The organism is Salinifilum aidingensis (assembly GCF_054782015.1).
Map to the genome: position 1 here is coordinate 23,306 of NZ_BAAGTH010000014.1, position 18,428 is coordinate 41,733.

The 18,428-nt window shown below is 72.4% G+C and carries 18 protein-coding genes; 1 reads left to right on the forward strand and 17 read right to left on the reverse strand.

Annotation, left to right across the window (positions count from 1 at the left end; all coding sequences use genetic code 11):
* Positions 1–11 precede the first annotated feature (11 nt).
* The 17 genes from nuoK to ACYVJE_RS18245 all read right to left on the reverse strand — a co-directional run bounded on the left by nuoK (position 12) and on the right by ACYVJE_RS18245 (position 17,972).
* Complete coding sequence (gene nuoK / locus ACYVJE_RS18165; protein ID WP_459157474.1) at positions 12–311, reverse strand: NADH-quinone oxidoreductase subunit NuoK; 300 nt, start codon at positions 309–311, stop codon at positions 12–14.
* On the reverse strand, positions 308–1,360 hold the full coding sequence (locus ACYVJE_RS18170; protein WP_461145475.1) for an NADH-quinone oxidoreductase subunit J: 1,053 nt from the start codon (positions 1,358–1,360) through the stop codon (positions 308–310). The genes nuoK and ACYVJE_RS18170 overlap by 4 nt, the downstream gene beginning before the upstream one ends.
* Positions 1,360–1,923 (reverse strand): NADH-quinone oxidoreductase subunit NuoI, encoded by a 564-nt coding sequence (gene nuoI / locus ACYVJE_RS18175; RefSeq protein ID WP_459157475.1) that lies wholly within the window; start codon positions 1,921–1,923, stop codon positions 1,360–1,362. The genes ACYVJE_RS18170 and nuoI overlap by 1 nt, the downstream gene beginning before the upstream one ends.
* Positions 1,923–3,251 (reverse strand): NADH-quinone oxidoreductase subunit NuoH, encoded by a 1,329-nt coding sequence (gene nuoH / locus ACYVJE_RS18180; protein WP_461145389.1) that lies wholly within the window; start codon positions 3,249–3,251, stop codon positions 1,923–1,925. Before nuoH ends, nuoI begins: the two co-directional genes overlap by 1 nt.
* Positions 3,248–5,824: an NADH-quinone oxidoreductase subunit G gene (locus tag ACYVJE_RS18185; protein ID WP_461145390.1), complete on the reverse strand. Its 2,577-nt coding sequence runs from the start codon at positions 5,822–5,824 to the stop codon at positions 3,248–3,250. The genes nuoH and ACYVJE_RS18185 overlap by 4 nt, the downstream gene beginning before the upstream one ends.
* Complete coding sequence (gene nuoF / locus ACYVJE_RS18190) at positions 5,821–7,158, reverse strand: NADH-quinone oxidoreductase subunit NuoF (RefSeq protein ID WP_461145391.1); 1,338 nt, start codon at positions 7,156–7,158, stop codon at positions 5,821–5,823. Before nuoF ends, ACYVJE_RS18185 begins: the two co-directional genes overlap by 4 nt.
* 9 nt (positions 7,159–7,167) lie before the next feature.
* Positions 7,168–7,950, reverse strand: coding sequence for an NADH-quinone oxidoreductase subunit NuoE (gene nuoE, locus ACYVJE_RS18195; protein ID WP_459157479.1), 783 nt, complete (start codon positions 7,948–7,950; stop codon positions 7,168–7,170).
* Positions 7,947–9,296 (reverse strand): NADH-quinone oxidoreductase subunit D, encoded by a 1,350-nt coding sequence (locus ACYVJE_RS18200; protein ID WP_461145392.1) that lies wholly within the window; start codon positions 9,294–9,296, stop codon positions 7,947–7,949. Before ACYVJE_RS18200 ends, nuoE begins: the two co-directional genes overlap by 4 nt.
* A gap of 69 nt (positions 9,297–9,365) precedes the next feature.
* A complete protein-coding gene (locus tag ACYVJE_RS18205) occupies positions 9,366–10,115 on the reverse strand; it encodes an NADH-quinone oxidoreductase subunit C (RefSeq protein ID WP_461145393.1) in 750 nt (249 codons plus the stop codon).
* Positions 10,116–10,121: 6 nt separating this feature from the next.
* Entirely contained in the window at positions 10,122–10,799 is a 678-nt protein-coding gene (locus ACYVJE_RS18210) for a NuoB/complex I 20 kDa subunit family protein (protein WP_459157482.1), read from the reverse strand.
* Positions 10,800–10,885: 86 nt separating this feature from the next.
* On the reverse strand, positions 10,886–11,251 hold the full coding sequence (locus ACYVJE_RS18215) for an NADH-quinone oxidoreductase subunit A (protein ID WP_459157483.1): 366 nt from the start codon (positions 11,249–11,251) through the stop codon (positions 10,886–10,888).
* Positions 11,252–11,395: 144 nt separating this feature from the next.
* On the reverse strand, positions 11,396–12,694 hold the full coding sequence (locus ACYVJE_RS18220) for a geranylgeranyl reductase family protein (RefSeq protein ID WP_459157484.1): 1,299 nt from the start codon (positions 12,692–12,694) through the stop codon (positions 11,396–11,398).
* Positions 12,695–13,074: 380 nt separating this feature from the next.
* A complete protein-coding gene (locus ACYVJE_RS18225) occupies positions 13,075–13,764 on the reverse strand; it encodes a demethylmenaquinone methyltransferase (RefSeq protein ID WP_461145394.1) in 690 nt (229 codons plus the stop codon).
* A 33-nt stretch (positions 13,765–13,797) separates the two neighbouring features.
* Positions 13,798–14,565: a hypothetical protein gene (locus ACYVJE_RS18230; protein ID WP_461145395.1), complete on the reverse strand. Its 768-nt coding sequence runs from the start codon at positions 14,563–14,565 to the stop codon at positions 13,798–13,800.
* A gap of 196 nt (positions 14,566–14,761) precedes the next feature.
* The gene (locus ACYVJE_RS18235; protein WP_461145396.1) at positions 14,762–15,466 is read right to left on the reverse strand and encodes a DUF3592 domain-containing protein; all 705 of its coding nucleotides are present in this window, start codon (positions 15,464–15,466) and stop codon (positions 14,762–14,764) included.
* A gap of 148 nt (positions 15,467–15,614) precedes the next feature.
* Entirely contained in the window at positions 15,615–17,204 is a 1,590-nt protein-coding gene (locus tag ACYVJE_RS18240; protein WP_461145397.1) for a M1 family metallopeptidase, read from the reverse strand.
* A 609-nt stretch (positions 17,205–17,813) separates the two neighbouring features.
* Positions 17,814–17,972, reverse strand: a complete 159-nt coding sequence (locus tag ACYVJE_RS18245; RefSeq protein ID WP_459157489.1) for a hypothetical protein — start codon at positions 17,970–17,972, stop codon at positions 17,814–17,816.
* 30 nt (positions 17,973–18,002) lie between these two features.
* Here ACYVJE_RS18245 and ACYVJE_RS18250 point away from each other — a divergent pair, with 30 nt between their 5' ends.
* Positions 18,003–18,146, forward strand: coding sequence for a hypothetical protein (locus ACYVJE_RS18250; RefSeq protein ID WP_461145398.1), 144 nt, complete (start codon positions 18,003–18,005; stop codon positions 18,144–18,146).
* The last annotated feature ends 282 nt before the right edge of the window (positions 18,147–18,428 follow it).

The following is an 18,428-nucleotide window of genomic DNA, read 5'->3' on the forward strand; positions in this document are numbered from 1 at the left end:
CACGCGCCCCCTCAGTACTTCAGCAGGTTGGAGTCATCGATCGAAGCCGACCGACGCGTGCGGAAGATGGACATGATGATCGCCAGGCCCACGACGACCTCGGCGGCGGCGACCACCATCACGAAGAACGCCATCACCTGGCCGTGGATCGTTCCCTCGATGCGCGCGAACGTCACCAGCGACAGGTTCACCGCGTTGAGCATCAGCTCGATGCACATGAACACGACGATCGCGTTGCGGCGCACGAGCACGCCGACGACACCGATGGTGAACAGCAGCGCGGACAGCAGCAGGTAGTGCGTCGGCGTCACTGGCGGACCTCCTCGGACGAGACGGGCCCCGAATCCGGATCCACCGGGTCGTCGGCGGACGCGTCCCGCTGCCGCGGCGCTGCAGCGTCGTCCCCGCCGGCGGGACCGGCCTGCCCGGCGTGCTGCGCACCGCCCGCGGGCGCATCACCGTTCTTGCCGCGCCACCGCGGTTCCTCCGCGCGCGACTCCGCGGCGGCCTCGGCCTGCCCGCTCTCCTCGCCGGTGAGCGCGTGCGGGCTCGGCTCGGCACCGGAGCCGGACACCACCTCGCGCTCGGCCAGCAGCTCCTCGGTGGGGACGCTCCGCAGGATCTCCGACAGCGAGTCCGGCGCGACCGAACCGTCCGGCAGCAGCGCGGGCGTGGCCACCGAGTTCGCCGTGGCGTACACGCCGGGGCCGGGCAGCGGCGACGGCCGCCCGCTGCGCAGCCGCTCCTGCACCCAGTGCTTCTGGCTCGTGCGCGGGCGCTTGCCCTTGCCGCCGTAGGCCAGCACCATCGCGCCCACCGCGGCGGTGATCAGCAGCGCCGAGGTGAGCTCGAACGGCAGCAGGTAGTCGGTGAAGATCACGCGCCCCAGACCGCCGGCACCGCCGCCGGCCGGGTCCCACGGGTTCAGCGGCGCGGCCACCGGGACGTCGGCCACCGCGCGGGCCAGGCCGGTGGCCAGCAGCGCGGCCAGCGCGATGCCGCCGATGCCGGCCCAGACGCGCTGCCCGCGCAGCACCTCCACCACCGAGTCGGAGGCGTCGCGGCCGACCATCATGAGCACGAACAGGAACAGCATCATGATCGCGCCGGTGTAGACGATGATCTGGGTGAACCCCAGGAACTGCGCGCTCTGGGCCATGTACAGCACCCCGAGCCCGAGCATCGTCAGCACCAGCCACAGCGCCGAGTGCACCGCGTTGCGCGCGAACACCATGCCCAGCGCCCCGAGCAGGGCCAGCGGCCCGACGACCCAGAAGACCACCGCCTCGCCCAGGCCGATGGGGCTGCCGGCCTGGGCGAGCACGTGGGCGTGCGGGGAAATCGTGCCGGCGACGTCCATCACCGGGCCTCCTCGTTTCCGGACTCGACCGTGGCGCCTTCCGGGACCCCGCTCTCCCGCGCGATCTCCGGCCCGCGCACGTAGTAGTCCTGCTCGTCCGAACCCAGTCGCATCGGGTGCGGCGGGGACTCCATCCCCGGCAGCAGCGGGGCGAGCATGTCCTCCTTGGTGTAGATCAGGTTCTGCCGGTCGTCATCGGCCGTCTCGTACTCGTTGGTCATCGTCAGCGCGCGCGTCGGGCACGCCTCGATGCACAGGCCGCAGCCGATGCAGCGCAGGTAGTTGATCTGGTAGTCCTTGCCGTACCGCTCCCCGGGCGAGTAGCGCTCCTCCTCGGTGTTCGTCCCGCCCTCGACGAAGATCGCGTCGGCGGGGCAGGCCCAGGCGCACAGCTCGCAGCCGACGCACTTCTCCAGCCCGTCCGGGTGCCGGTTGAGCTGGTGCCGCCCGTGGAAGCGGGGCGCCGGGATCTTCTTGACCTCCGGGTACTCCTCGGTGACCACCTTCTTGAACATGGTCGAGAAGGTGACGCCGAAGCCTTTGACCGAATCGAACATTCCCATCAGGGCGCCTCCTTGCCCGAGTTGTCATCAGCGGTGCCGTCCGCTGCGGACCGCTCACCGGCGCCCACCGGCTCCGCGGGCGGCCCCGAGCCAGGCTCCGGACGCCGCGGCGCGGGCGGCACCTGCAGATCCGCGGGCGGCACGGGGAAACCGCTGTCGCCGACCGGCGGTTCCGCGCTGCGCTGCGGGGGTTCGCGCCTGGGCAGCGCGACGGCCGCGAGCACCGCGAGCGCGACCACCACACCGCCGACGGCGAGGAACTGCGGCGTGGTCAGCACGCCCTCGGCGCGCACGGCGCGGATCAGCGTGAGCGCCACGATCCACAGCAGGCTGACCGGGACGAGGACCTTCCAACCGAGGTCCATGAACTGGTCGTAGCGCATCCGCGGCAGCGTGCCGCGCAGCCAGATGAAGACGAACAGCAGCACCAGCGTCTTGCCCAGGAACCACAGGACGGGCCACCAGCCCTCGTTGAGCACGCCGCCGCCGATCACCGACAGCGGCCAGGGGGCGTGCCACCCGCCGAGGAACAGGGTCGTCGCCAGCGCGGAGACGTTGACCATGTTGATGTACTCGGCGAGGAAGAACAGCGCGAACTTCAGCGACGAGTACTCCGTGTGGAAGCCGCCGACCAGTTCGGACTCCGCCTCGGGCAGGTCGAACGGGGCGCGGTTGGTCTCGCCGACCATCGACACGGCGAAGACGACGAAGCTGATCGGCAGGATGAACGCGAACCACCCGCCGGACTGGGCCTCGACGATGCCGGACGTGGACAGCGTGCCCGAGTAGAGGATGACCCCGATCAGCGCCAGCCCCATGGCGATCTCGTAGGAGATCACCTGCGCCGCCGAGCGCAGCGACCCCAGCAGCGGGTAGGGCGAGCCGGAGGCCCAGCCGCCGAGCACGATGCCGTACACGCCGACGGCGGTGGCCGCCAGCACCACCAGCAGCCCCACCGGCAGGTCGGCCAGCTGCAGCGCGGTGCGCTCGCCGAAGATCGTCACCTCGCCGCCGACCGGGATCACCGAGAACGCCACCAGCGCAGGGGTCGCCGACATCACCGGCGCGAGGAAGTACACCCACTTGTCCGCCAGGACCGGCCGGATGTCCTCCTTGAACGCGAGCTTGATGCCGTCGGCCAGCGACTGGAGGATGCCGAACGGGCCGGCCCGGTTCGGACCGGGGCGGTGCTGCATCCTGCCGAGGACCCGCCGCTCGCCCCAGATCGTCAGCAGCGTCATCACGACGAGGAACGCGAAGATCGCCACGACCTTGAGCAGGATCAGCCAGAGCGGGTCGTCGGCGATCAGGCGCGCGTTCTCGGTCATGCCTCACCACCCCCGTCGTGCGCCGTCCCGTCGTGCGCCGCCCCCGCGCGTGCGGCGTGGTGCCCGTTGCGGCGCGCCCCGGCCGGTTCGGCCCCCGGGTCCGCGGCGCCGACGGGGACGAGGTCCACCCGCGTCCCGTGCCCGCCCCCGAGCTCGCGGCGCACCCGCGCGTGCCCGGAGTTGCCGGGGACCCAGACGACGCCGTCGGGCATCTCCGCCGTGGTCACCGGCAGCGTGATCGCACCCCGCGCGGTGCGCAGGGACACCGACTGCCCCTCGGCGAGCCCGTGACCGCGGGCCGTGCCCGGCGAGAGCACCGCCCGCACCTCGCGGGCCGTTCCCGCCAGCGCGGGTTCGTCCACCTGCATCGAACCGTTGTCCAGCAGCTGCTGCCACGTCGCCAGCAGCGCCTGCTCCGGTCCCGCCGGCGGCGCGGCCACCAGCGGGTCGTCGGGCTCGCGCGGGCGGGCCGGCGGGCCCAGCTGATCGGACAGCCGGGCCAGCTCGCGGCCGGACACCGCCGGCGTCTGGGTGTAGATGTCGACGTCCATCTCCACGGCGAGCGTGTCCAGCACGCGGCAGTCGGCGACGGCTCCGGTGCCGTCGATGGTCGTGCTGAACGGGCGCTCGCGGCCTTCCCAGTCCAGGTACGTCCCGGACTTCTCCACGGCCGGCGCCACCGGCAGCACCACGTCGGCGTGCTCGGTCACCGCGCTCGGGCGGATCTCGCAGCTGACGACGAACCCCGCGCTCGCCAGCGCCTGCCCGCCCAGCTGCGGATCGGGCAGGTCGTCGACCTCGAACCCCCCGCACAGCAGGCCGGACAACGCCCCCTCGGCCGCGGCGCGCAGCATGGCCGCCGCATCGCGGCCCGGCGCGGACGGCACCGCGCCCGCAGCCAGGCCCCAGGCCCGTTCCAGCGCCTCGCGGGCCGCCGCGTCGCCCACCGGATGCCCGCCGGGCAGCAGCGAGGGCAGCGCTCCCGCGTCGATCGCGCCGCGCTCCCCGGCGCGCCGCGGGACCCAGGCCACCCGCGCTCCCGTGCGGTGCGCGGTGCGCAGCACCTCCGAGTACAGCCCGGGCACTTCGGCGGCGCGCTCCCCGACGAGCAGCACCGATCCCGGCGAGGCGAGCGCTTCGGCCAGCTCCGCCGGCGGATCGGCCAGCACGGCCGCCTCACCGCCGGGTGCGCAGGGCACGAGGTCTCCCGCGCGCAGCGGACCGCCGGCCAGCGCGATCGTCGTGGTCTTGTCCACGCCGGGCGAGCGCCACGGGGCGACGTGGTACATCCGGGTCCCGTGGTCGCGCGCGGCCTTGCGCAGGCGGAGGAAGACGATCGGCGACTCCTCCTCCGGCTCGAACGCCACCGACACCACCGCGGGGGCGGACTCCAGGTCCCGGTAGGTCACCCCGCCGGTGCCGGGCGTGGTGCCCGCGACGGTGGACTCGAGGAAGCGCAGCTCCTCCGCCGAGTGCGGGCGGGCGCGGCAGTCCACGTCGTTCGTGCCGAGCACCGCGCGCGCGAACTTCGCGTAGGCGTAGGCGTCCTCGCGGGTGAGCCGCCCGCCGGGGAGCACGCCGACACCGCGGTCGGCGCGCGCCCGCGCGAGCCCGTCCGCGGCCAGCCGCAGCGCCTCGGTCCACGAGCTCTGGCGCAGCGCGCCGTTCTCGCGCACCAGCGGCCGCCTGATGCGGTCGTCGGCGTCGGCGTAGCGGAAGGCGAACCGGCCCTTGTCGCAGATCCACTCCTCGTTGACCTCCGGGTCGTTGCCGGCCAGCCGGCGCATCACCGAGCCGCGGCGCCAGTCGTTGCGGATCTCGCAGCCGGAGGCGCAGTGCTCGCACTGCCCCGGGGTGGACACCAGGTCGAACGGGCGGGAGCGGAACCGGTACTGCTCGCTGGTCAGCGCACCGACCGGGCAGATCTGGATGGTGTTGCCGGAGAAGTAGGACGTGCCCGGGTGCCCCTCGGCGGTGCCGATCTGCTGCTGCGGGCCGCGTTCCAGCATCTCGATGAACGGATCGCCGGCGATCTGCTGGGCGAAGCGGGTGCACCGCTGGCACAGCACGCAGCGCTCGCGGTCCAGCAGGATCTGCGAGTTGATCGAGATCGGCTTGGGGAAGGTGCGCTTCTCGTCCCGGAACCGGGACACGGCGCGGCCGTGCTTGAGCGCCTGGTTCTGCAGCGGGCACTCCCCGCCCTTGTCGCAGATGGGGCAGTCGAGCGGGTGGTTGATCAGCAGCAGCTCCATCACGCCCTGCTGCGCCTTGTCCGCCACGGCCGAGCTCTGCTGCGTGCGCACCACCATGCCCGAGGAGACCCGAATGGTGCACGAGGCGGCGGGTTTCGGCATCGGCTTGCCGTTCACCTCGACCTCGACCAGGCACTGGCGGCACGCCCCCGCCGGGTCGAGCAGCGGGTGGTCGCAGAACCGCGGGATCACCGCGCCGATGCGCTCGGCGGCGCGGATGATCAGTTCCCCCTCGGGGGCGTCGACCTCGACACCGTCGATGGTGAGCCGAACATGGCCCTCGGGTACCGGGTGCGTCTCGGTTTCGGGTGCCACCGTCATCGCGCCGCTCCTACCAGTGCGGATTCGCCGGACTGCTCCTGCCCGGGGTGCTCGTTGGCCCGGCACAGGGCCAGAAACTCCTCGCGGAAGTAGTGGATGCCGCTGGTGATGGGGCTGACCGCGCCGTCGCCGAGCGCGCAGAACGACCGGCCGAACACGTTGTCGCAGACGTCGAGCAACGTGTCGATGTCCTCGTGCGTGCCGTTGCCGGCGAGCATGCGCTCCAGCACGCGGGACAGCCAGAACGTCCCCTCGCGGCAGGGGGTGCACTTGCCGCAGGACTCGTGCTCGTAGAACTGGGTCCACTTCATCACCGCCCACGGCACGGAGACGGTCTCGTTGAACACCATCAGCGCCGTCGTGCCGAGCATCGACCCGGCCTCGCCAGCGCCCTCGAAGTCCAGCGGCACGTCCAGGTGGTCGGCGGTGAGCAGCGGGGTGGACGACCCGCCGGGCGTCCAGAACTTCAGCGGGACGCCTTCCTTCATCCCGCCGGCCAGCTCCAGCAGCTCCCGCAGGGTCGTGCCGAGCGGCGCCTCGTACTGCCCGGGGTGCTCGACGTGGCCGGAGATCGAGTAGATCTTCGGGCCGGGGCTCTTCTCCCGCCCCATGGAGCGGAACCAGTCGACGCCGCCGCCCACGATGTCGGGCACCGAGCAGATCGTCTCCACGTTGTTCACCGTGGTGGGGCACGAGTAGAGCCCGGCCTGCGCGGGGAACGGCGGTTTCAGCCGCGGCTGGCCGCGCTTGCCCTCCAACGAGTCCAGCAGCGCGGTCTCCTCGCCGCAGATGTAGGCGCCCGCGCCGGGGTGCACCACGACGTCCAGGTCGAACCCGGAGCCGAGGATGTCCTCGCCGAGGTAACCGGCGCTGCGGGCCTCGTTGACCGCGTGCGCGAGCCGCCGCTGGCACTGCAGCGCCTCGCCGCGCACGTAGATCAGGCACGTGTTCGCGCGCATCGCGTAGGCGGCGATGACGCAGCCCTCGATCAGCGAGTGCGGGTCGGCCATCATCAGCGGCACGTCCTTGCACGTGCCCGGCTCGCCCTCGTCGGCGTTGATCACCAGGTAGTGCGGTTTCACCGGGTCCTTCGGCATGAAGCCCCACTTCACCCCGGAGGGGAAGCCCGCACCTCCGCGTCCGCGCAGCCCCGCTGCCTTGACCGCCTCGATGATCCGGTCGGGTTCGGCGGCCAGCGCCTTGCGCAGCGCGGTGTAGCCGCCGAGCTGCTCGTAGGTGGGCAGCCGCCACGCGTCGGGCGTGGACCACCGCCGGGTCAGCACCGGGGTGAGCGGGTGCGTGCCGGACGTCTGCGTACCGGGCGACTCAGTCATGGCGACCTCTCAGTTCTTCTCCGGTAGCGGTGGCAGCGCCGCCTCCGCGCTGTCCGGGTCGGGCTTGGCCGGTGCGCTCCAACCCCGTTCGCGCGCCAGCTCCGCGCCGCGCAGGGTCTCCGCCGAGCCGGTGCCGCCGGCGGCCTCGGACTCCAGGTCCGCGTAGAACCCGGCGAGCTCGCGCTCGACGGTGCGGAAGTCGGAGAGCGGGGCGCCGCGGGACGGGGCGGGTTTCTCCCCGCGCTGCAGCGCCCGCACGAGCTCCAGCGCCGACTCGGGGGTCTGCTTGTCGTAGTACTCGTAGTTGACCTGCAGCACCGGTGCCAGGTCGCAGGCGGCGAGGCACTCGGCGTGCTCCACGGTCAGCGAGCCGACTTCGCCCGGCTCGCCGGCCGTCTCCTCGTGGCCGGCGCCGAGCTCCGCGCTCACCCGCCGGTAGATCTCGTCGCCGCCGAGCGCGGCGCACAGCGTGTTGGTGCACACGCTGACCAGGTGCTGCCCGCACGGGCGGCGCTTGTACATCGTGTAGAAGGTGGCCACGGCGCTCACCTCGGCCGTGCCCAGCCCGAGGCGCTCGGCGCAGAAGGCCACGCCGGCCTCGCTGACGTGGCCCTGCACCGACTGCACCAGGTGCAGCAGCGGCAGCAGCGCCGACCGGGACTGCGGGTAGCGCGCGATGATGCGGTCCGCGTCGGCGCGCACGTCCGCGCCGAACGCGGACGTGTCCGGTTCCGGGTGCTGCTGGTCCTCCACGGCCGCCTCCGCGGGTCGTTCGCCGGTTCCGTCGGTCATCGATCCACCCCGCCCATCACCGGGTCGAGGGACGCCACCGCGGCGATGACGTCCGCGACGAGGCCGCCTTCGGCCATCGCCGGCAGTGCCTGCAGGTTGATGAAGCTGGGATCGCGCACGTGCACGCGCAGCGGACGGGTGCCGCCGTCGGAGACCAGGTGGTAGCCGAGTTCGCCGCGCGGGGACTCGATCGCCTGGTACGCCTGCCCCGGCGGGACGGAGAAGCCCTCGGTAACCAGCTTGAAGTGGTGGATCAGCGACTCCATCGACTGGCCCATGATCTCCCGCACGTGCTCCAGCGAGGTGCCCATGCCGTCGGGACCGATGCTCAGCTGGGCCGGCCAGGCGACCTTCGGGTCGTCCACCATGACCGGACCGGACTCCATCTTGTCCAGGCACTGCCGGATGATGCGCAGCGACTGGTAGACCTCCTCCACGCGCAGCAGGAACCGCGCGTAGCAGTCGGCGTCGGTGCTGGTGGGCACCTCGAAGTCGAACTCCTCGTAGCCGCAGTACGGCTGCACCTTGCGCAGGTCCCACGCCACACCGGCGGAGCGCAGGATCGGGCCGGTGACGCCGAGCTGCAGGCACCCGTCCAGCGGCAGGTAGCCGACGTCGCGCAGGCGCTGCTTCCAGATGGGCTGCCCGCTGAAGAGCTTCTCGTAGTCGGGCATGCGCTTTTCCATCACCTTGATGAACTGCAGCACGCGCTCCCGGAAGTCCTCCGGCAGGTCCTGCGCCACCCCGCCGGGCCGGATGAAGGCGTGGTTCATCCGCAGCCCGGTGAGGTACTCGAGCAGGTGCAGCACCTCCTCGCGGTCCCGGAACCCGAAGGTCATGCCCGTGGTCGAACCGAGCTCCATCGCCCCGGTGGCCAGGAAGACCAGGTGCGAGGAGATGCGGTTGAGCTCCAGCAGCATGACCCGGAACGTCTGGGCCCGCTTCGGTGCCTCGATGCCGAGCAGCTTCTCCGTGGCCAGGCAGTAGGCGGCCTCGTTGTGCAGCGGCGCGAGGTAGTCCATGCGCGTCACGAAGGTGACGCCCTGGGTCCAGTTCCGGACCTCGCAGTTCTTCTCGATGCCCGTGTGCAGGTATCCGATGACCGTGCGGGCCTTGGTGACGATCTCGCCCTCGAGCTCCAGCACGATGCGCAGCACGCCGTGCGTGGACGGGTGCTGCGGGCCGAGGTTGATGACGACGCGGTCGTCCCCGGCGGCCTCGTCGAGGAACTCGTCCCAGTCGCCGCCGGTCACGGTGTAGACGCGGCCTTCGGTGGTCTCCCGCGCGTCGGCGTACGGGTCACCGCGGCCGCTTGTGGAGTTGTCGGCCAGTGGTTCGGTAGTCATCTCGAGCACCTCTCCGCGATGTGCCGCACCGGGGGCGGCACCGGCCCGCGCCGTGGTGGGCGCGGCGACCTACGTGTAGGCACGGCGTTCATCGGGCGGCGGCACCTCGGCGCCCTTGTACTCGACGGGGATGCCGCCCAGCGGGTAGTCCTTGCGCTGCGGGTGGCCGTCCCAGTCGTCCGGCATGAGGATGCGCGTCAGGCCGGGGTGCCCGTCGTAGACGATGCCGAACATGTCCCAGGCCTCGCGCTCCTGGAAGTCCGCGGTCGGGTACACCTCCACCACCGACGGCACGTGCGGGTCCTCCGCATCGACGGCGACCTCGACGCGCACCCGGCGCCGGTAGGTCATCGAGGTCAGGTGGTACACCGAGTGGAACCGCTCGGGCACCTCCTCGCCGTAGTCCACAGCGGACATCGAGCTGCACAGCTCGAAGCGCAGCGCCGGGTCGTCGCGGAACTTCCGGCACACCGCGACCAGGCGGTCGCGTCCGACGTAGAAGGTGATCTCCCCTCTGTCCACAGTGATCTGCCGGATCGCCTCGCCGACCGGGACGCCGTCGTCCTCCAGCGCCGCGATCAGCGCGTCGGCGACCTCGTCGAACCAGCCGCCGAAGGGCCGCTGCGCCGGCGGCGGCACGTGGGCGGGCAGGCGCAGCCCGCCGTAACCGGAGGTGTCCCCCGCGTCACCGACGCCGAACATGCCGCGGCGCTCGCGGCCGGCCACCGGGGCGCCCCGGTCCGCGGCGCCCTCGGACGGGCGCACCGCCCCGGAGGGGGACCCGTCAGTCCGCTGCTGCTCGGATTCGTTCTGCGTCACCGGTTCTCACCTGCCCGCGCCGATCTCGCCGGAGCTCCTCCGGTCAGCCGTGTCGTCCCTGACGGAGCGCTGCCCGCTGCCCATCTCGCGCACCTGCGCGGCCTGCTGGCGCTCGGCGCGCTTGCGCTGCGTGCGGTTGCGCGGGGCGTAGCGCTCCGAGGACGGGAGCATCGGGGTGGTCTCCCCCTGCTCGAGCTTCTCCGCCGCGCGCGCCGAGTTCAGCGGCTCGTTCATGATCTTGGCGTGCAGCTTGAGGATCGCGTCCAGCAGCATCTCCGGACGCGGCGGGCAGCCCGGCAGGTACATGTCCACGGGGACGACGTGGTCCACGCCCTGCACGACCGCGTAGTTGTTGAACATCCCGCCGGTGGAGGCGCAGACGCCCATGGCGAGCACCCAGCGGGGCTCCGGCATCTGGTCGTAGATCTGCCGCAGCACCGGGGCCATCTTGTTCGTCACCCGGCCGGCGACGATCATCAGGTCGGCCTGCCGCGGCGTCGCGGAGAACCGCTCCATGCCGAAGCGCGCGACGTCGTAGCGGGAGCCGCCGATGGTCATCATCTCCATCGCGCAGCAGGCGAGCCCGAACGTCGCGGGCCACACCGAGGTCTTCCGGGTCCAGTTGACGAGCTTCTCGACGTTGGCCAACAGGATGCCGTTCGGCAGCTGCTGTTCGAGCCCCATCCCGGCGCTCCTTCCACGAGTCGACCGCATCACTCCTGTGCCACCGCACGGCCCACCGGAAGGCCGCCGGCGGCGTCAGTTCCGGGTCAGTTCCAGTCGAAACCACCTCGCCGCCACGCGTAGACGTCGGCGAAACCGAACGTGACGATGAACAGCACCACCGCGAACGCGCCCCAGAGCCCGAGCACATCGGCGGAGACGGCGTACGGGAAGAGGAACACCATCTCGATGTCGAAGAGGATGAACATCATCGCGACGAGGTAGTAGCCGACCGGCACGCGGCCGCCGCCCACCACGGGCGCCGGGGACGGTTCGATCCCGCACTCGTAGCCGTCGAGCTTCGCCCTGTTGTAGCGCCGCGGGCCGACCAGGCGCGCGACCACCACGGAGAACAGCGCGAAGCCGAACGCCAACGCGAACATGAGCACCAGCGGGATGTACGCATCGAGCATCGCGCTGCCCTCCTTCAGCTGACCGTGGCGGAAGCCGCGTTCATGCGCACTCTATGCGGTCGCCCGACTCGCCTCCGCTGTGAGGCGAACCTAACTCTATGACTTCCAGCACAACGCGGCGAATATCTGACCAGACACCGTCCGTCACGCGCTAGGGGTGAGCCGAGTAGTGGCGCTGATCACACGGTCGGTCATGTCGCCCTCCTTCGAGTCGTAGAGGTTCGCGAGCAGTTTCAGCACGAAGCGCATCAGCGTTGTCCGAGGTAGACCGTGCTTGGTCGCCATCCGCATCACCGTCGGATGACCAATCAACTTGCTGAAGATGTTGCCCATGCGGAAATAGCCGCCGAGCGCGTCCGACACCGCCGAGGGGTAGCGGCGCAACGCCTGCTCCCGCGAGACGCCGCTCGTCCGCGCCATCGCCTGCACCACGCAGTCGGCCGCCAGCCGCGCCGACTCCATGGCGTAGGCGATGCCCTCGCCGTTGAACGGGCTGACCATGCCGCCCGCGTCCCCCACCAGGAGCAGTCCGTCGCGGTAGTGCGGCGTCCGGTTGAAGCCCATGGGCAGGGCCGCCCCGCCGACGCGCCCGAGCGCGTTCCCCTCGCGGAAGCCCCACTCCTCCGGCGTGCCGTCCAGCCACGTGCGCAGCAGGTCGCGGTAGTTCGTCTTCCCGTAGGCGCTGGAGGTGGACAGGATCCCCAGACCGGCGTTGACCGTGCCGTCGCCCATGCCGAACAGCCACCCGTAGCCCGGCAGCAGCCGGGGCTCGCCGGGCGTGGAGCGGTCCCACAGCTCCAGGTGCGACTCCAGGTAGTCGTCCTTGTCCCGGGGGCTGGTGTAGTAGCGGCGCACGGCCACGCCCATCGGGCGGTCGTCGCGCTTCTCCAGGCCCACCGACAGGGCCAGCCGCGCGGACACGCCGTCGCACCCGACGACCAGCGGCGCCCGGTAGGTGACCGGGCGGCGCTCCGCGCCCGCCTTGGCCTCGACGCCGGTGACGCGTCCGCTGCGCTCGTCGACGACCGCCCCGGTCACCGAGGTGCGCTCGAGCAGCCGCGCCCCGGCGCGCTGCGCGGTGCGGGCGAGCAGCTCGTCGAAGTCATCGCGCGGCCGGACCACCCCGTACGGGGGGAAGTCGGCCAGGTCCGGCCAGTCCAGCTCGAGGCTCACCCCGCCGCCGACGACGCGCAGGCCGCGGTTGTGCAGCCACCCCGCTTCCTGCCGGGTGTCGATGCCCAGGTCGATCAGCTGCTTCACGCCGCGCGGCGTGATGCCGTCGCCGCAGACCTTCTCGCGCGGGAAGCTGCTCTTCTCCAGCAGCAGCACGTCCAGGCCGGCGCGGGCCAGGCAGGTCGCCGCGGTGGCTCCGGCCGGTCCGGCTCCGACGACGATGACCTCGGCGTCGTCGTGGGCGCGGCGGCGGCTGGGGGCGCTCGTCATGGCTCTCCTCGACTCGGTGCTCGCACTGCGCGACGGGGTCTGCTTCCCCCTGCCGCGGTGATCCCGCTTGTGAACGAGTTCACTAATTCGAGTCTAAGTCGGATGAACAGCACGATCGAGCCCGAAAGCCCGCTCATCCGGCACGCGTCACCGGGTGTTCACCCTCCGAGCGGCGTCCGCAGCACGGGCTTGAACGATTCGGAATTCATCGCCCGAACAGCCCAGCGAATCCCGAACGGGTGACTCCCAGTCCCGCCGCCCCTCCGCGTCTTCCCAGCGCACGGCCCCAATTTCCACTGAACCGGTAAAGACAATTTTCATGAAAATTGGATTATCTGGAACGGTTCCAGACAGAGCCGCGGAAGGAGGGCGGGGAGGGTTCAGGCCGGTTTGACCGCGTGGTGCAGGGCGACGATCCCGCCGGTGAGGTCGCGCCAGGCCACCCGGCTCCAGCCCGCCTCGGCGAGGACGCGGGCGAGCCCCCGCTGGTCCGGCCAGGCGCGGATCGACTCGGCCAGGTAGACGTACGCCTCCGGGTTCGAGGAGACGGCGCGCGCGATGCCCGGCAGCGCGCGCATCAGGTAATTCATGTACGCGGCGCGGAACGGCGCCCAGGTGGGCGTGGAGAACTCGCAGACGACGAGGCGCCCGCCGGGCCGCACCACGCGCAGCATCTCCCGCAGCCCGTCCACGGGCGAGACCAGGTTGCGCAGGCCGAACGAGATCGTCACCGCATCGAACGACGCGTCCGCGAACGGCAGCGCCAGCGCGTCCGCAGCGGCCATCGGCACGCCCCGGCCGCGCCCGACCGAGAGCATGCCCATCGAGAAGTCCGCCGCCACGCACCACGCCCCGGAACGCGCCAGCTCCGCGGTGGACACACCGCTGCCCGCGGCGAGGTCGAGCGCGCGCTCACCGGGCTGCAGCCGCAGGGCGCGCCGCGTGGCGCGCCGCCAGACGTGGTCCTGCCCGAAGGACAGCACGGTGTTGGTCAGGTCGTAGCGGCGCGCGACGTCGTCGAACATCGCGGCGACCTCGCGCGGGTCCTTGTCCAGCTCGGCCCGTGGCACACCGGCAGCCTACGCCGCCGCGCGGCGCGGCCGTCACCCGGCTCGGAGCGGCTGACCACCGCGTTCGCCCGCGGCACCGGCCTCGCCGACCCGGGTGACCGCGGACATCGGCGGGGCCAGCGGGAACCGGCTGCGCAGCCGCGCGGTCCGCTCGGACGTCCGCTGCCGGCCCGGCAGGCGCGGCAGCTCGTCGATGAGGGCGAGCACCTCGGCGGCCAGCGCGTCGAAGCCGCGGGCGGCCTCGGCCAAGCCCGCGTCCACGTGCGCCACCGCGGTGCGCCCGTCCGAGCCCGCGGCCAGCTCGTCGGCCAGCGCGACCAGCGCGCGCACGGTCGGCAGCTCCGCGTCCATCCGGCGCACCAGCGCCGCCAGCTCGGACCGCGCCGATTCGGCGGTCACCGCCTCCACCGCGCGCAGGCAGCGTTGCACCGCCTGCTCGCAGTGCCGCTCGCAGCGCCGTCGCCCGACCGCACCAGCGACCTCGGCCGCGCCCGCGCACTCGGAGGTGTCCGACCCACCGGACACCTCCGCACCGCAGGACGCGTCCTGGTCGCCCGGAGCGGCGTGGTCACTGGGCACTGCCGAGTCGCCCGAGGCTGCCGGGCCACCCGAAGCGGCCGGGGCGCCGGGCGCGGCCGGACCGCTGGGCACTGCCGAGTCGCCCGCCGCAGCAGCCGGTTCGCCGCACTGCGCACCCGCGGACACCGGCGGGTGCTGGGCGCGCTGCCGCCGGCGCCAGACGACCGCCGCGACGGCGAGACCGACGAGGACGACCGCCAGCACTGGCCAGAAGCTCTCCATGTCGAGTCGTATCCTCCGCTGTTCCGTGGCACCGCTGACCTGCGGTGCGGGCACGATGCGCGACCGCAGCGCGCCCGCGGGGTCCGGCGCCTGCGTGAGATCCGCTCGCGCTACTCTGCCCGGTCGGAGCGGTCGGACACCTCCGGGAAAGTACTCATCTCGAGGTTGCGATCGCGCATACGCGCGGTGCGGGGGCTCACCTGCGGCGCGCCGCCAGGTAGACGGTCCCCAGCACGAGCCACGTTCCGCCCAGCGCGGTGCCCACCGGCAACAGCGCCACGGCCACGGTGCGGTCGGCCACGCGGACCAGGTCGGGGTTGCGCGTGTCGTACTCCACGTAGACCTGCTGCCCCGGTTTCAGCCCGCTGGGGTAGAGCACACCGGCGGCCGGGATGTAGACGCGGCCGTCATCGGTGGTGAACCGCACCGCCGCGCGCACCGGGGAGGTGTCCACCACCTCGGCGACGGCGCTGCCCTGCGATTCGGCGATGGTGCGGTCGTTGATGGCGCACGCCCCCAGCAGCGCGCCCGCCATCACCGCGGCCAGGGCGCCGAGCACGAGCGCGGTGCGCGCCACGAAGCGCCGGGCGCGGCCGGTCCGGTGCCGCGCGCCGCCCGCACCGGCCGGGGCGGGCTCGGCCGACACCTCGGCGTCCCCGGCCTCGGAGCCTCCGGCGCCGGAGCGCCCAGCACCGGTTCCCCCGAGGTCGGGGTCCCCGGAGGCGCCGGCCCGGTCGGAGCCCGCGTCCGCCCGCGCTCGCCCGCTGTCGGCGCCCGCGCCGCTCTCCGCGGACGCCGGGGACGTGGCGGCCTCCGCGGCCTCGCCCCCGGAGTCCTCGGGGGCCTCGACCGTCTCCCGGAGCTGCTCACCGGTCGTCGCTTCCCGCGTTTCGCTGGCCACGAGCCCCGATTGTAGGTGCGGCGGCAGCACCGCTCCTGGTCACCGGGCCACTCCTGGTCACCTGGCGATTCGCCCGGCCGCCCGCGCTCCCCGGCGCCGGGTTCCGCGCCTCCTTCGGGAAACGCGCGGAACCCGGCGCCGCGGTCGGCTACTCGTGCGCGTGCTGCTGCGCGAGCAGCCGGTGCGTCCGGTCGAGCTCGGCGACCGAGGCGGGCGCGTGCGCGCTCGTGCGCGCCCGCCCCTGCGGGAAGCCGTTCTCCGGGGTGGGCTCGGGCTTGCCGGGTGTGAACAGCCAGGTGTCGAAGAACCCGCCCAGGTCCTGCCCGGAGTGCTTCTCGGCGAGCGCGATGAACTCCTCGACCGTGCCGGTGCTGTCGGCCTTGTCCTTGACCCACTCCCGGGCGGCCGCGTTCAGCGCCTCGCCGCCGATGCGGTTGCGCAGCGCCTGCAGCGTCATGGCGCCCCGGTCGTAGACCGCGCTCGCGAACACGTTGTCCTTGCCCGGATCACCCGGGGTGACCTGCCAGAACGGGTCGTCGGCCGGGTACTGGGAGTAGTAGTGGTCGAACAGCTCCTGCGCGGTGCCCTCGCCCTGGTGCTCCGACCAGAGCCACTCGGCGTAGCTGGCGAAGCCCTCGTTGACCCAGATGTCGCGCCAGGTGTCCACCGACACCGAGTCGCCGAACCACTGGTGCGCGAGCTCGTGCACCACGACCGAGGTGTTCTGGCCGTCGGTGAAGAACAGCGGGCTGTAGGTGGGGCGGGTCTGGTTCTCCAGCGCGAAGCCCATGTCCTTCGTGGACGCCACGACACCGCCCTGCGCGGGGAACGGGTAGTCACCGACCAGTCCGGACAGGAACCGCAGCACTTCCGGTGTGCGCTCGACGCTCGCCCGCGCCGGTTCCCGCAGCTCGCCCAGCCCGCGGGAGTAGCCGGTGATGAACGGCTGCCCGAACGCGCCGCTCTTGTTCTCCACGTCGTACTTGCCGATCGCCAGGAACTGCAGGTACGTCGCCGTCCCGGTGGCGTTGTGCCAGTTCCACGTCGTGCTCCCGGCTCCGGACCGGTGGCCCGCGGGCAGTCCGTTGGACAGCACCTGAGTCCCCTGCGGCACGGTGACCGCGACGTCGTAGCGGGCCTTGTCCCGCGGGTGGTCGTTGCCGGGGAACCACCACGCGGAGATCTCCGGCTGCCCCACGGCCATCGCACCGTCCTGCGTGCGGATCCACGGCGACACCCCGTCGGCTTCCACTTCGGACGGAACGCCCGAGTAGTCCACGACCACGGACAGGGTGTCCCCCGTGGACACCTCGGATCCCGGCGTGACGGTGACTTCGCTGCCCTGCTGGGAGAACTGCGCCGGCTGGCCGTTGACCGCCACCGACTCCGGCTGCAGCGCGAAGTCCAGGTTGAACGAGGACAGCTCCTGCGTGGCACGGGCGGTGATCCGCGTGGTGCCGCTGAGGTGGTCCGTCTTCGGCTGGTAGTTCACGTCGATGTCGTAGTGCTCGACGTCGTAGCCGCCGTTGCCGTAGTTCGGGAAGTACGGATCGCCGATCCCCGGGGAACCCGGTTGCGCCCCCGTCGCAGCGGCCGGGGCGGCGAGCAGCGCGGTCGCGCAGCACGCCACGCCGGTGCGCACGACGTTCCGGGCCACGCCGGAGCGGAGCCCCCTGCCCGTCGCGCCGGTGCGCAGTTCTCCTCCGGTTCCGCCGGTGCGAAGCACCTTCCTGGTCACGCCCTCACCTCCACGCTCGTCGCGTGCGCCGCGGCCCGGGCGCGCACGCGCCCAGCGCCGCACCGGCGCACACCTCGGACTGGTGCCCGTGCCGGACCGTAGTCCCGGTGCGGCGCGCGCTCCTCCGCTGACAGGAGCAATTCCTGCGGATTGCGTACTTCGCGTGCGGTCCCGGCGGGTTGCTGCTACCGGGGCAGCCCGCGGGGCCGGATCAGTACCCGTCCGGGTCGGCTGCCGGCCACACCACCGGCGGGCGGAGGGCGCGCTGCCCGGAGAGGAGGGGGTGTTCGGGCAGACCCGGCCGCGCGGGGAAACCCGGCCGCGCGGGGAGGCCGGCCCGCACTGGGAAACCGGTCCGACCGAGCCCGGGCTGCTCGGGTGAACCGGCCCGCCCAGGACCGCACTGCCCTGGACCGCACTGCCCGGGGGAGCTGCACCGCGCGGGGAGCGCGCGCAGCTGCGCGAGGGCCGCCGCACGCGCGCGGAGCTGGTCCGCGGTGGACACACCGGCACAGGCCGCGCGCAACGACCGCCGCTCCGCGCACCACACCGCGAGCGCGAGCGCGGCCAGCGCGGTGCAGAACGGCGCGGTGGAGAGGAAGAGCACGCTCACAGCCCACCTCCGCAGTCGTCCTCGTGCGCGTCCAGTTCCGCGAGATCGGTGCTGTACCAGCCGCAGCGGTAGCACGAGCGGGAGAGCCGCTCCCGGTGCTGCTCGTCGGTCTCACCCGGCCGCTTCGCCATGTGCGGCCGCGCCTGCTGGCTCATGCGCACTCCTTCGCGCTCCGGTGGGCCCGGATGACCGCGCGGGAGGGCGCGCCCACCATCGCGCGGGCCCGCTCGTCGCACTCCGGGCACGTGCCCCACAGCCACGGCACCTCACCGGTCGCCGTGGTCACCTCAGCTCCGCACAACGTGGACACCGCCATGTCCGGCGGGTAGGCGCACGCAGCCCCCGGAGGGCGCGGATCGGTCGTGGCGCGCCTGCCCCCCGAGCCGGCACCCACGAGAACGGATGCGGCATGTTCCCTCCAACTCCTCGCACGAGGCTGGTTTCGGACGAGCACCAGCAGGAACGGCCAAGACGTGCCGAGACGAACGACATGACCTGAGCCATCACCGCGACTACTCGACTAGTTTTCGATCACTTCATGAGTACTATCAAGTTATTTCGAGAGTACTCATGATGGAATAGCCTGATCGTGTGCACTTGCTGATGTCAGG